General features: G+C 57.3%; 13 protein-coding genes. 8 read left to right on the top strand and 5 right to left on the bottom strand.

Annotated features, from left to right (window positions below):
* Position 1 precedes the first annotated feature (1 nt).
* From SJY13_RS03620 to SJY13_RS03610, 3 genes are read right to left on the bottom strand one after another with little or no spacing between them, the layout of a single operon-like run.
* The gene (locus tag SJY13_RS03620) at positions 2-526 is read right to left on the bottom strand and encodes a gamma carbonic anhydrase family protein (RefSeq protein ID WP_377187775.1); all 525 of its coding nucleotides are present in this window, start codon (positions 524-526) and stop codon (positions 2-4) included.
* On the bottom strand, positions 523-1164 hold the full coding sequence (gmk, locus tag SJY13_RS03615; protein WP_085824201.1) for a guanylate kinase: 642 nt from the start codon (positions 1162-1164) through the stop codon (positions 523-525). The genes SJY13_RS03620 and gmk overlap by 4 nt, the downstream gene beginning before the upstream one ends.
* Positions 1165-1181: 17 nt before the next feature.
* Positions 1182-2060: a YicC/YloC family endoribonuclease gene (locus SJY13_RS03610; protein WP_377187771.1), complete on the bottom strand. Its 879-nt coding sequence runs from the start codon at positions 2058-2060 to the stop codon at positions 1182-1184.
* Between the two features lie 256 nt (positions 2061-2316).
* On the opposite strand from SJY13_RS03610, the gene SJY13_RS03605 reads away from it, so the two are divergent.
* The gene (locus tag SJY13_RS03605) at positions 2317-2991 is read left to right on the top strand and encodes a PAS domain-containing protein (RefSeq protein ID WP_377193553.1); all 675 of its coding nucleotides are present in this window, start codon (positions 2317-2319) and stop codon (positions 2989-2991) included.
* 56 nt (positions 2992-3047) lie between these two features.
* On the opposite strand, the gene SJY13_RS03600 is transcribed toward SJY13_RS03605, so the two are convergent.
* Entirely contained in the window at positions 3048-4418 is a 1371-nt protein-coding gene (locus tag SJY13_RS03600; protein WP_085824163.1) for a class II 3-deoxy-7-phosphoheptulonate synthase, read from the bottom strand.
* 169 nt (positions 4419-4587) lie between these two features.
* On the opposite strand from SJY13_RS03600, the gene SJY13_RS03595 reads away from it, so the two are divergent.
* A complete protein-coding gene (locus SJY13_RS03595; RefSeq protein WP_377187767.1) occupies positions 4588-5592 on the top strand; it encodes a GlxA family transcriptional regulator in 1005 nt (334 codons plus the stop codon).
* Here SJY13_RS03595 and SJY13_RS03590 read toward each other — a convergent pair.
* Positions 5589-6686 carry a PQQ-dependent sugar dehydrogenase gene (locus SJY13_RS03590; RefSeq protein ID WP_377187764.1) on the bottom strand — a complete coding sequence of 366 codons (1098 nt, stop codon included), beginning with the start codon at positions 6684-6686 and terminating at the stop codon, positions 5589-5591. The genes SJY13_RS03595 and SJY13_RS03590 overlap by 4 nt on opposite strands.
* Positions 6687-6853: 167 nt before the next feature.
* Between SJY13_RS03590 and SJY13_RS03585 the strand changes: the two genes are divergently transcribed.
* From SJY13_RS03585 to SJY13_RS03560, 6 genes are all read left to right on the top strand, one after another.
* Positions 6854-8035 carry an ABC transporter substrate-binding protein gene (locus SJY13_RS03585; protein WP_377187761.1) on the top strand — a complete coding sequence of 394 codons (1182 nt, stop codon included), beginning with the start codon at positions 6854-6856 and terminating at the stop codon, positions 8033-8035.
* 129 nt (positions 8036-8164) lie between these two features.
* Entirely contained in the window at positions 8165-8953 is a 789-nt protein-coding gene (locus tag SJY13_RS03580; RefSeq protein WP_377193551.1) for an ABC transporter ATP-binding protein, read from the top strand.
* A gap of 8 nt (positions 8954-8961) precedes the next feature.
* Positions 8962-9792 (top strand): ABC transporter ATP-binding protein, encoded by an 831-nt coding sequence (locus SJY13_RS03575; RefSeq protein WP_085824205.1) that lies wholly within the window; start codon positions 8962-8964, stop codon positions 9790-9792.
* Positions 9793-9794: 2 nt separating this feature from the next.
* Positions 9795-10352, top strand: coding sequence for a hypothetical protein (locus SJY13_RS03570; protein ID WP_377187758.1), 558 nt, complete (start codon positions 9795-9797; stop codon positions 10350-10352).
* Positions 10353-10357: 5 nt separating this feature from the next.
* Positions 10358-11368, top strand: coding sequence for a branched-chain amino acid ABC transporter permease (locus tag SJY13_RS03565; protein ID WP_085824168.1), 1011 nt, complete (start codon positions 10358-10360; stop codon positions 11366-11368).
* Entirely contained in the window at positions 11365-12678 is a 1314-nt protein-coding gene (locus tag SJY13_RS03560) for a branched-chain amino acid ABC transporter permease (RefSeq protein ID WP_377187755.1), read from the top strand. Before SJY13_RS03565 ends, SJY13_RS03560 begins: the two co-directional genes overlap by 4 nt.
* The last annotated feature ends 81 nt before the right edge of the window (positions 12679-12759 follow it).

Genomic DNA, 12759 nt, shown 5'->3' with positions numbered 1-12759 from the left:
CTTACTGGACGGGCTTCATCGTGTCGCGGAACTTGCGCATGTTGTCCTGGTAGTGCAGCGCGCTGAATGTAATTTTTTGGGCGGCGGCCTCGTCCAATTGTCGGACAACCTTGCCAGGTGCGCCCATGACCAGAGAATTGTCTGGGATCTCTTTGCCCTCAGTGATCAGAGCCCCTGCCCCAATCAGGCAGTTTTTCCCGATCTTCGCGCCATTCAGAACGATGGCCCCCATCCCGATCAGGGTGTTGTCGCCAATTGTGCACCCGTGCAGCATGACCTTGTGTCCGATGGTGCAGTTCTTGCCGATGGTCAGCGGGAAACCGGCGTCGATATGCATGACACAGTTCTCCTGAACATTACTGCCCTCACAAATCCGGATTTCTTCGTGATCGGCGCGGATGGTGCAGCCAAACCAGACCGAAGCCCCCTGCTCCAGCACCACTTTGCCGACTAGATTGGCGTCCGGTGCGACCCATGTGTCGTCGTGGAGTTGCGGCGCGTGATCACCCAAGGCGTATATGGTCATGCCAGTCTCTCAAATTCGTTTTGCAATGTCCGTACGTGATCTTGCAATCTTGGTTGCTGAATGCGGCGCATACGCTCGGCACTGACGATGGTTTTCAGCTTGTCTTCGGTTTCATCCAGATCGTCATTGACCAGCACATAGTCATAGTAGCCCCAGTGGCTGATCTCGTCCCAACTTTTCAACATCCGCTTCGATATTACGTCTTCACTGTCCTGCCCCCGGCCTTCCAGCCTGCGGCGCAGTTCGGGGATCGACGGAGGCAGGATAAAGATCGACAGCGCATGTTTGCCCAGATCCGAGTTCCTGATCTGCACCTCACCCTGCCAGTCCACATCAAACAACACATCCATGCCCGCATTGATTGACTCGCGGACCGGACCGGCAGGAGAGCCGTAGAAATTGCCAAACACGTGGGCGTGTTCCAGCATTTGACCTTCGGACACCTGCTGTCTGAATTCATCTTCGCCAAGGAAGTAATACTCGCGCCCATGCTCTTCACCCGGTCGCGGCGCGCGGGTGGTGGCTGAAATCGAGAACTTCAGTCCACTGTCCCACTTCATCAACCGTTTGGCCAAGGTAGATTTTCCAGCCCCCGAAGGTGAGGACAGAATGATTAAAAGGCCGCGTCGATCCGCCATTTGGGGCGCTCCTGTCATTACTCTATGTTCTGCACTTGCTCGCGCATCTGGTCTATTACAGCCTTCAACTCAAGCCCTACCGAGGTCAGGTCAGCGCTTTGCGCCTTCGAGCACAACGTGTTGGCCTCACGGTTGAACTCCTGCATCAGAAAATCCAATTTGCGCCCGACTGCGACGTCCTGCGACAGCAGATCACGCGCGGCAATCACATGCGCTTTCAGGCGATCAATCTCTTCGGTGATATCCGTCTTGACCGCAATCAGCGCCAGTTCCTGTGCGACGCGATCCGGATCTGCACCCTGCGCGTTGTCCATCACCCGCGCCAGATTTTCACGCAGTGCCAGAGCCGCCTTGTCTTTCCGCTGCTCGGCCAGTTCGGCAGATTGCTCGGTCAGGTCGGCAACTTGATCGAGTTGACTGTTCAGTACACTTGCCAATGCCTGGCCTTCGGTCTCTCGCATTGCAATAAATGCCGACAGAAGGTCAGGAAAGTCCCGTGTCAGCTTTGCTACAATCGGTGCGGGATCGTCTGCGTCATTTCCTGCATCCAACATACCTTTTATGGCAATCAGATCCGCCGCGCTTGACGAGGCCAGCGTGACACCACAGGCTGCGGCCATCTTTTGTGTGCGGGCCATCGCGGTCAATGCAGCATCCATTGCCGTTTCGTTCAGGACCAGATCAGGCGCGGTTTCATCCCGGTTCACCCGCAGCGACAGGGTGACATTTCCCCGACTGAGCGCCTTGGACATCTGCCCCCGCAGCGTCGCTTCAAGCCCGGTCAGCCAGTCCGGCACACGCAGGCGCATGTCCAGCCCCTTGCCGTTCACGCTGCGCAGCTCCCACGTCCAGCTATGCGGTCCCAACGCCCCTTTGCCCGAAGCGAAACCGGTCATGGATCTGATCATGCCTGCCCTTTCTGTCCCTGCCCGCTTTTGCGCGCCTGCCGCACCTAAAGCCATCGGCCCACCCAGAGCAAGTCTTTGCAGAGTTTGCCCCTGCGCGCCAGAAGTTAACCATTCATTAAAGAATTCCTCCAAAATTGAATTAACCCGTGTCAATCTGACCTTCACCGGGGCTGTTCAGTCTTGCAAAGCCTCGATATCTGGCATTTTAAGAAAATGACGGTCGATTGACTGTAGGGTGATGAAAATGAAAACCTTTTTCGGGAACGGATCCGGGTCAAACTTTGGAAAGATCGTCGGAATGGATCGTTTTGACAGTGGGCGCAGCTTGTCGCCCCTTCGCCAGGCCGAGGCGTATTGGACCGCGTTGCTGACAGGCGACGGGGTTCCAATGCGGTCGCAAATCGATCCGCGTGGGCTTGAGAACATCCTGGAGTACACCTTCATTCTGGAAAGGATCGCGCCCGGATTGGCTCGGTTCCGTCTGGCCGGAAGCCATCTGAACAAGCTGGCAGGCATGGAGGTGCGCGGTATGCCTTTGACGGCATTTTTTGAACCTGACGCGCGGACGGAATTCACGGATGTCCTGGAACAAGTGTTCACCGGGCCTTCGATTGCAGAGCTTGGGTTGATATCACCGGGCAAGCTTGGTCGGGCGCGCATGCAGGCGCGTATGATCCTGTTGCCGCTGAAAAGCGATCTGGGCGACGTCAGCCGCGTTCTGGGCGTCATGGTCAGTGATGGGGCAGTTGGTACGCCGCCGCGGCGCTTCACCATTTCCGATCACCAGATGCGCGCGGCGTCAGACGTGCAGGCACCTCAGCCCAAGGCTCCGGAAACCGTCGACGGTTTTGCCGAAGATCAGGCCGATTTCAAACGGCCTGGATCACATCTGCGCCTTGTAGTGTCGCGCGACGATTAACCATTAAAAAAGGCGGGCCAATCAGCCCGCCTTTGGATTTCTCAGTTTTGCAGACCTTAGCTGACTGCGCGTTTTTTACCGTTGCGGCGCAAGTTGGTCAGTTCTTCGGCGACCAGGAAGGCCAGCTCCAGCGATTGCGTCGCGTTCAAGCGCGGGTCGCAAGCGGTGTGGTAGCGGTCCGAGAGGTCCTCTTCTGTCACGGCCCGCACGCCGCCGGTGCATTCGGTCACGTCCAGACCTGTCATCTCGAAATGCACGCCGCCGGGGATGGTGCCCTCGGCCTGATGCACGCCAAAGAAATCGCGCACCTCGCGCAGGACCGAGTCAAACGGGCGGGTCTTGTACCCCGTCGCCGACTTGATGGTATTGCCATGCATTGGGTCGCAGACCCAGGTAACCTTGGCGCCCTCTTCCTTGACGGCCTTGACCAGACGCGGCAGATGCTCGCCCGCTTTGCCCGCACCGAACCGCGCGATCAGGGTCAGGCGACCCTCTTCGTTTTCGGGGTTCAGCTTGGACATCAGAACCTTCAGGTCCTCAGCAGTTGTTGTCGGGCCACATTTCAGACCGATCGGGTTCAGTACACCACTGCAGAATTCCACATGCGCACCGTCCGGCTGACGCGTACGGTCACCGATCCAGATCATGTGACCCGAGCCTGCCAACCAGTTGCCCGAAGTGGAATCAAGCCGCGTCAGCGCCTCTTCATATTCCAGCAGCAGGCCTTCGTGGCTGGTGTAGAATTCCACGGTCGAGAATTCATGCGTCGTATCCGCCGTAATCCCGGCCGCGCCCATAAAGTCAATCGTGTCCTGAATACGGTCCGCGATTTCCGAGTATTTCTGAACGTCCTGCTCATCCGTGAAGCCCAAGGTCCAAGAATGCACCATGCTCATATCAGCAAAACCACCGGTCGAAAACGCGCGCAACAGGTTTAGCGTTGCAGCAGCCTGCGTGTAGGCCTGCAACATCTTGCCGGGATTCGGGATACGCGATTCTGGGGTGAAGGCGAGCTCGTTGATGATATCACCGCGGTAGCTGGGCAGTTCCACGCCATCAATCACTTCGGTAGGCGCGCTGCGCGGCTTGGCAAACTGTCCGGCCATCCGGCCCACTTTCACCACGGGCACCTTGGCACCATAGGTCAGCACCATTGCCATCTGCAGCATCACCTTAAAGGTGTCGCGGATCGCATCCGCGCTGAATTGTTCAAAGCTTTCAGCACAATCCCCGCCCTGCAACAGGAAGGCCTCGCCGCGACCGGCGGCACCCAAATGTTGCTTCAGACGCCGCGCCTCACCAGCAAAGACCAGCGGGGGATACTGTGAAAGCTGGCCCTCGACCTTGGCCAAGGCGGCCGCGTCGGTATAGTCTGGCATCTGAACCCGTGGCTTGTTGCGCCAGTTCGTTTTTTGCCATTCGGTCATAGCTTTGATCTCCGCTGAAGTAGTCAGGTCGTCTCTATACAAAATGCAATGAAGAGTGACCATATCCGATTTGGACCTCTTGACGTGGCAAACAAGCTTTGATCATGGTGGCCGCCAAACCTGTCGCCGGACGCCACGTCACTCAGCGCCGAATCAAGGACACCTCGCCATGCAAGAGCAACGCCAAGTTGTCACTGTGGAAGACACTGCGACCAAGCCTCGTCACTACGTATTTGTCCTGTTGGACAAGTTCTCGCTGTTGTGTTTTGCATCGGCCCTGGACAGTTTGCGTATCGCGAACCGAATGGCCCACAAAGAGCTTTATTCCTGGAGCTTCGCCGGTGAAGGTGGTGAAACCATCAAATGTTCCGCCGGCACCGAGTTCAATCTGGACACAGACCTGACCGAATTACAGCGCGACGATGTCGTCCTTATCTGCGGCGGTGTCGATGTTCAGGCGGCGACGACCAAGAAAGTTTTGAACTGGGTCCGCCGCGAGGCACGCCGGGGACTGCGTATCGGCGGGCTTTGCACTGCAGCCTATACGTTGGCCAAGGCCGGTCTTTTAGACGGAAAGCGCGCGACCATTCACTGGGAAAACTCGGACAGTTTTATCGAAGAGTTTGATGAGGTCGAATTGACCAAATCGGTTTTCCAGATTGACGGAAATCGGATGACCACAGCCGGCGGCACGTCTTCTATTGACCTGATGCTGAAAATCATCGCCCAAGATTTTGGTGAAAACCTTGCCAACGCTGTCGCGGATCAGCTGATATATTCCTCGATCCGCACAGATCAGGACACTCAACGCCTGTCCACGCCGACCCGGATTGGCGTGCGTCACCCGAAGCTGAGCCAGGTTATCCTGATGATGGAAAAGAACATTGAAGAGCCGATCTCGCCTTCGGTCCTGGCAAAGGATGTGGGTATGTCGACGCGCCAATTGGAACGCCTGTTCCGGAGATATCTGAGCCGTTCTCCCAAGCGCTATTACATGGAGTTGCGCCTGCACAAGGCCCGCAACCTGCTGATGCAGACCGACATGAGCGTGATCAACGTCGCGCTGGCCTGCGGCTTTGCCAGCCCGTCGCATTTCTCAAAATGCTACCGGGCGCATTACAACACTACGCCCTATCGCGAACGAGGTGCGCAGAGTGGGCGGTTGTCGGTCTAGCTGCCCGGGGTCATGCGGTACACAACGCCCTGACCGACCGAAATAAACCAGATCGACCCGTCAGCCGCTTCGACGATGTCGCGCACGCGGTCGGTTTCTGAGCCTTCGATATGTTCAACCTCGCGCAGCGGTGTTCCGGCTAGCCGGGCGATGTAATCGAACTTGAGTGACCCGACAAAAATGTTGTCCGCCCATTGCGGCCAGAGCTTCCCTGAATAGACCATCAACCCCGAGGGGGCGATGGACGGATCCCAATAGTGCTGCGGCTGCTCCAACCCCGGTTTTGCAGTCCCATCGCCGATTTTCTGACCCGAGTAATGCACACCATAAGAAATGATCGGCCAGCCATAGTTCTGCCCGGGTGCAATCAGGTTGACCTCGTCCCCGCCTTTGGCGCCATGTTCCGACACCCACAGGCGTCCCTGCGCATCCAGCCCGGCACCCTGTGGGTTGCGGTGGCCATAGGTCCAGATTTCGGGGCGACTGTTGGCGTCACCGACAAAGGGGTTATCCGCTGGCACCGTCCCATCGCGATTGATCCGAATGATCGTTCCCATAAGGTTGCTGCGGTCCTGTGCGGCAGGGCGGTCACCCCGATCGCCAATTGTGACAAACAACGTGCCGTCCTCGGCCTCAACCACGCGAGAGCCGAAATGACGGCCCGATGATCCGCCCGGAACCGCCTCGAACAAAACGCGCAGCTTGGTTAGACGGTGCCCGTCCTTTGACAGCCGAGCAACGGCAAGTGCGGTTCCGGCACCGTTCTTCTGGGGTTTTGAATAAGTCAGAAAGACTTCACGGCTTTGCGCAAAGTCCCGCGCAACAGTGACATCCAGCAACCCGCCCTGCCCGCGTGTTGCGACTTTGGGCACGCCTTTGACCCGGTCCGCCTGCCCATTCGCCACATACAAAAGCTCACCATCGCGTTCGGTCACCAGAAAAGTGCCATCCGGCAGAATTCCGATTGCCCAAGGTGTATCCAGCCCTTCGATCATTGGTGTCACCTGCACGGGCCCGGATGAAGTCTGCAAGACATCCGCGCTTGCCGAACCAACACCGAGGGACAAACCCAGAATCGCAACAGCTCTTATCATCTTGGTCTCCATTTTCTGGATGTTCGCCGGTGAACGGCACGACAAACCCATAGAAACAAATAGGATTGTTGGCGGTAAAAACACAATTTCGTTAGGACTTTTCTTTTTCAGACAGCTTGCCTAGGGTCGAGCCCAGAACGAAAACGTTCCAATATGGGAGTAACCTAATGAAAAAGCTGCTTACAGCAACTGCAGCAACCGTCCTGCTGGCGGGCACCGCGATGGCCGAAGATGTCAAGCTGGGGGTCCTTTTCGGATTTACCGGACCAATTGAATCGCTGGCACCTGCTATGGGTTCCGGCGCGGAAATGGCGATGGCCGAAGTCACCGAATCTGGCAAGCTGCTGGATGGCACATCCGTTGTTGGGATGCGCGCCGACACAGGCTGCATCGACAACGGTCTGTCGACCTCAAACGGAGAACGCATGATCGCGGACGGCGTTTCGGGTATCATAGGTGGCGATTGCTCGGGCGTGACCGGTGCGATCCTGCAGAACGTCGCCATTCCAAACGGCATGGTGATGATTTCACCCTCGGCAACCTCACCGGGCCTGTCGACCATGGAAGACAACGGTTTGTTCTTCCGCACCGCCCCGTCGGATGCGCGTGAAGGTCAGGTGATGGCTGACATCCTGAACGATCGTGGCATCAGCTCGATCGCTCTGACCTACACCAACAACGACTACGGCAAGGGCCTGGCGGATGCGATCCAGTCGTCGTTTGAAGCGGCAGGTGGGGAAGTGACCATCGTCGCAGCCCACGAAGACGGCAAAGCCGACTACTCGGCCGAAGTTGGTGCTCTGGCCTCGGCCGGTGGCGACATTCTGGTCGTCGCGGGTTATCTGGACCAGGGCGGTCTGGGCATCATTCAGTCGTCGCTGGACAGCGGTGCGTTTGACACGTTCGGCCTGCCGGGTGGCATGATCGGCGACTCGCTGCCTGCGAACGTTGGTGCTGACCTGAACGGGTCGTTTGGCCAGATCGCCGGTTCCGGCGGCGAAGGTGCTGAAAAGTACTTTGCCATGGCCGAAGCCGCGGGCTTTGACGGCTCGTCACCCTATTCGCCTGAATCCTACGACGCTGCTGCGTTGTTCATGTTGGCGATGCAGGCCGCTGGGTCGACCAACCCTGCCGACTATGGCGCCAAAATCCTGGACGTCGCCAACGAGCCTGGCGAGAAAATCTATCCGGGTGAACTGGCCAAAGGTCTGGAACTGCTGGCTGCAGGTCAGAACATCGACTATGTCGGCGCGTCCGGCGTGGAATTGATCGGCCCCGGTGAAAGCGCCGGATCCTACCGCGAGATCGAAGTGACCGACGGCGAGAACAAGACCGTCAACTTCCGTTGATCCAGCAATAAAAGTCATAATACCAAGCAGCCCGGGCCTTGTGTCCGGGCTGCTTCAATGACAAAAGGCCGCACCTCTTTGCAGGGGATGGGCAAACAAGAACGCCGAACAGGGCGGCTAGGGGAAAAGATGATCGTCGTCGAGGACGTGCATAAGCATTTCGGCGGTTTTCATGCGGTGGACGGGGCATCGCTTGAAATCCAAATGGGCTCGATCACCGGCCTGATCGGGCCGAACGGTGCCGGAAAAACCACACTGTTCAACGTGATTGCGGGCGTTCTGCCACCAACCAGCGGCAGGGTGTTCATGGATGGTGAGGACATCACCGGCCTGCCGCCGCATGATCTGTTTCACAAAGGCTTGTTGCGGACCTTCCAGATCGCGCATGAGTTTTCGTCGATGAGCTGCCGCGAGAACCTGATGATGGTGCCCGGCGCGCAATCGGGTGAATCGCTGTGGAACACCTGGTTCGGGCGCAAGCGCATCGCAGATGAAGAACGCGCCCTGGCGGCCCGCGCCGATGAGGTGCTGGAATTTCTGACCATTGAACATCTCGCCGATCACAAGGCCGGTCAGGTCTCGGGTGGGCAGAAGAAACTGCTGGAGCTTGGACGCACCATGATGGTCGACGCCAAGATCGTCTTTCTGGACGAAGTCGGCGCAGGTGTGAACCGCACCCTGCTGATGACCATCGCCGACACCATTCTGCGTCTGAACAAGGAACGCGGCTATACCTTTGTGGTCATCGAGCACGACATGGATTTCATTGGCAAAATCTGCGACCCGGTCATCTGTATGGCCGAAGGCAAGGTTCTGGCCGAGGGAACTTTGGACGAGATTAAGGCCAATGAGCACGTGATCGAAGCCTATCTGGGCACCGGCCTGAAGAACAAAGACAAGCTGGAGGCCCAAACATGACCGCTGGCATGAGTGACAATCCCTACCAGGACGATAAGGGCAACAAGGATGCCTCGATCACAAACACGGCGGGCATTGGGACAATGACGCCGGCCCATCGCAAAAGCGGTGAAACGCATTCGGTCAAAGGTGGTCCGTTTCTGATTGGCGACACGATGACGGGCGGTTACGGCAAAGGGCCGGACATCCTGCACGATTGCACTATCGCCGTCGACAAAGGTGAGATCGCGGTGATCGTCGGCCCCAACGGTGCTGGTAAATCCACTGCCATGAAGGCCGTGTTCGGCATGCTGGACGTGCGCGCAGGCGCGGTGCGGCTCGATGGTGAGGATATCACCACCCTCACTCCGCAGGACCGGGTGATCCGGGGCATGGGCTTTGTTCCGCAAACGCAGAACATCTTCACTTCAATGACGGTCGAAGAGAACCTCGAAATGGGCGCGTTCATCCGCCGTGACGATATCTCGGACACGATGGAACAGGTCTATGACTTGTTCCCCATCCTGCGTGACAAACGCGACCAGGCGGCCGGAGAGCTGTCGGGCGGTCAGCGCCAGCAGGTCGCCGTTGGCCGCGCACTGATGACCCAGCCCAAAGTGTTGATGCTGGACGAGCCAACTGCCGGTGTCTCGCCCATCGTGATGGATGAGTTGTTTGACCGGATCATCGAGGTTTCCCGCACCGGGTTGCCGATCCTGATGGTCGAACAGAATGCCCGTCAGGCGTTGGAGATCGCAGACAAGGGATATGTGCTGGTTCAAGGGCGGAATGCTTATACCGGCACGGGCAAGGAACTGCTGGCCGATCCCGAAGTACGTAAGAGTTTCTTGGGGGGGTGAGGATGTTTAAACTTGTCGCAACTTCATTATTTCTTGCAATGACAACCAGCCCTGTATTGGCCTACTCGGCTCCACAAAGCCACTTTGTCGAATTCGATTGCACGATAGTCCAAACGTGTGATCACCAGTTCCTTTGCATGAAAACTGATGAATCCACTCAGATAACCTACACCTCATTGGTCCACGACTTGACTGTTTCCAAATCGTTAACTCCGGTAGATTACCCTTTTGATACTTGGACAGAAGCGACGGCCTGGGTGGATTTCATAAATCCTCATGCTGGCAAGCTCCCATTGCCAGTCTGGTATCCAGACGGCGCAGGGTTTGATCGAGAAATTACTTTCCGCCTGGAAGATTGGCTCAGCGGGCGACAAGATTCTCCATACGGCGTAAAAGGTTATGCACTTTTTATAACGGGTGACTTGGAGGAAATTTGCCACAGCAGAGCCAATTTAGACAAGGATGACGATTTACCTTGGCAAATAACCATCTACGAGAAGCGTGGCAGTGAGAACGGCCAATACCGCACTCAAAACCTTCTTTGTGATAGCGATTGGTAAATAACATGGACTTCCTAAACGCCCTTGTGGCGCTCTCCAACTTCGTCCTTGTTCCCGCAATCGCCTATGGCAGCCAGTTGGCTCTGGGCGCTTTGGGAGTGACACTGATCTATGGCATCCTGCGGTTCTCGAACTTTGCCCATGGCGACACGATGGCCTTTGGCGCGATGATCGCGGTGCTGGTCACCTGGGGCCTACAGGCCGCCGGGGTCAGTTTCGGGCCACTGCCGACCGCCCTGCTTGCCCTGCCCTTTGCCATCCTCGGCTGTATCGTTCTGGTGCTGGTCACCGACCGGATGGTCTATCGGTTCTACCGCGAACAAAAGGCCAAACCCGTCATTCTGGTGATCGTCTCGATGGGCGTGATGTTCATCATGAACGGGCTGGTGCGGTTCATCATTGGACCAGACGACCAGAGGTTCTCGGACGGGGCGCGGTTCCTGATCCGGGCCCGCGATTTCAAGGAATGGACCGGTCTGAGCGAGGGGTTGGCAATCCGCACCTCGCAAGTGATCACCGTGGTAGTTGCGGTGGCCGCTGTGGCGGCACTGTTCTGGTTCCTCAACAAGACGCGCACCGGCAAGTCGATGCGCGCCTATTCCGATAACGAGGATCTGGCCCTGCTGTCGGGCATTAACCCGGAACGCGTGGTGATGATCACATGGATTCTCGTCGCCGCCCTCGCGACCACGGCAGGCGTGCTGTACGGGCTGGACAAAAGCTTTAAGCCTTTTGTGTATTTCCAGCTGTTGCTGCCGATTTTCGCCTCGGCCATCGTCGGCGGCCTCGGCAACCCGCTGGGGGCCATCGCGGGCGGGTTCATCATCGCGTTCTCCGAGGTCACGATCACCTATGCCTGGAAGAAAGTGCTGACCTATCTGGCACCCGAAAACCTTGAACCATCGGGATTGGTGCAATTCCTATCCACCGACTACAAATTCGCGGTCAGTTTCGTGATCCTGCTGATCGTGTTGCTGTTCAAACCGACGGGTCTGTTTAAGGGGAACGCGGTATGACCGAAACTGTCAAAAACACGCTGCTTTTCGTTGTTGTCGGCTGTCTGATCCTTCTGTCGGGTTTCACGCAAAGCTGGAACGCCGCGATCCTGATCCTGAATATGGGGCTGATATCTGCCATCATGGCCATCGGGGTGAACCTGCAATGGGGCTTTGCCGGCCTGTTCAATGTGGGCGTCATGGGCTTTGTCGCACTGGGCGGGCTGGCCGTCGTGCTGGTCTCGACGCCTCCAACAGACGGGGCATGGTCCGCTGGCGGATACGGCATTGTTCTAGCCTTGCTACTTGGGGCCGCGACCGTTGTAGCAGCCGTTTTGGTAGTACAGAAAATGCCCAGAGGTCGGGTACAGACCTTGGTCATCATCGCCATCCTGATCGCGGGTTTCTTTATCTATCGCGCGGTGTTTGATCCCAACGCCGCTGCGGTTGAGGCCATCGACCCGGCGGTTGCAGGCAATCTGGGTGGCCTGAACCTACCCGTGTTGCTGGCCTGGCCCGCGGGTGGTCTTTTGGCCGCGGGCGCGGCGTGGCTGATCGGCAAGACAGCGCTGGGTCTGCGTTCGGACTACCTTGCGATTGCGACACTTGGCATTGCCGAGATCATCATCGCCGTTATGAAAAACGAAGATTGGTTGGCCCGAGGCGTCAAGAATGTCTATGGCATTCCGCGCCCCGCACCTGTTGTGGGCTACGAGGTCGAGCTGCAGAACGATCCGAGTTTTATCGCCCGTGCCGACTGGCTTGGGCTCGATCTTGTCACGGCTTCGACCCTGTCGGTCAAACTTGGGTATTCGCTACTGTTTCTGATCGTGTTGCTGGTTTTGCTTTGGATGGCCCAGATGGCGCTGCGCAGCCCGTGGGGTCGCATGATGCGCGCCATCCGGGACAACGAAGTGGCAGCCGAGGCCATGGGCAAGGACGTCACCCGCCGCCATTTGCAGATCTTTGTGCTGGGCTCAGCCGTCTGCGGGATCGCCGGGGCGATGATGACCACGTTGGATGGTCAGCTAACCCCCGGCGCATATCAGCCACTGCGCTTTACCTTTCTTGTGTGGGTGATGGTGATTGTTGGCGGTTCGGGCAACAATTTCGGATCGGTGCTGGGAGCGTTCCTAATTTGGTTCCTGTGGGTTCAGGTTGAACCAATCGGCCAGTGGCTGATGAACCTGATCACCGTGGGTATGCCCGATGGCAGCGCGCTAAAGGCCCATCTGATCGATAGTGCAGCGCATATGCGGCTGTTCACCATGGGGCTGATTTTGCTGATTGTTCTCAGATTCAGCCCAAGAGGACTGATACCCGAAAAATAAATCCCTCAGCCCTACAAATACTTGAAACGCGTCGAGAACTCGGCGCGTTTTCTTGATTTCAAACATTTTTCTGAATAAACG

It is taken from the genome of Ruegeria meonggei, assembly GCF_042768335.1.
GTDB lineage: Bacteria > Pseudomonadota > Alphaproteobacteria > Rhodobacterales > Rhodobacteraceae > Ruegeria > Ruegeria meonggei.
Note: the sequence above shows the minus strand (reverse complement) of the source record. Positions and strands in the feature narration are given on the sequence as shown.

Coding starts and splice junctions, on each gene's coding strand:
- SJY13_RS03575 (WP_085824205.1), top strand. CDS start 8,962: ATGAGTGACAATCCCTACCAGGACGATAAGGGCAACAAGGATGCCTCG.
- SJY13_RS03585 (WP_377187761.1), top strand. CDS start 6,854: ATGAAAAAGCTGCTTACAGCAACTGCAGCAACCGTCCTGCTGGCGGGC.
- SJY13_RS03590 (WP_377187764.1), bottom strand. CDS start 6,686: ATGATAAGAGCTGTTGCGATTCTGGGTTTGTCCCTCGGTGTTGGTTCG.
- SJY13_RS03560 (WP_377187755.1), top strand. CDS start 11,365: ATGACCGAAACTGTCAAAAACACGCTGCTTTTCGTTGTTGTCGGCTGT.
- SJY13_RS03595 (WP_377187767.1), top strand. CDS start 4,588: ATGCAAGAGCAACGCCAAGTTGTCACTGTGGAAGACACTGCGACCAAG.
- gmk (WP_085824201.1), bottom strand. CDS start 1,164: ATGGCGGATCGACGCGGCCTTTTAATCATTCTGTCCTCACCTTCGGGG.
- SJY13_RS03580 (WP_377193551.1), top strand. CDS start 8,165: ATGATCGTCGTCGAGGACGTGCATAAGCATTTCGGCGGTTTTCATGCG.
- SJY13_RS03570 (WP_377187758.1), top strand. CDS start 9,795: ATGTTTAAACTTGTCGCAACTTCATTATTTCTTGCAATGACAACCAGC.
- SJY13_RS03605 (WP_377193553.1), top strand. CDS start 2,317: ATGAAAACCTTTTTCGGGAACGGATCCGGGTCAAACTTTGGAAAGATC.
- SJY13_RS03620 (WP_377187775.1), bottom strand. CDS start 526: ATGACCATATACGCCTTGGGTGATCACGCGCCGCAACTCCACGACGAC.
- SJY13_RS03565 (WP_085824168.1), top strand. CDS start 10,358: ATGGACTTCCTAAACGCCCTTGTGGCGCTCTCCAACTTCGTCCTTGTT.
- SJY13_RS03600 (WP_085824163.1), bottom strand. CDS start 4,418: ATGACCGAATGGCAAAAAACGAACTGGCGCAACAAGCCACGGGTTCAG.
- SJY13_RS03610 (WP_377187771.1), bottom strand. CDS start 2,060: ATGACCGGTTTCGCTTCGGGCAAAGGGGCGTTGGGACCGCATAGCTGG.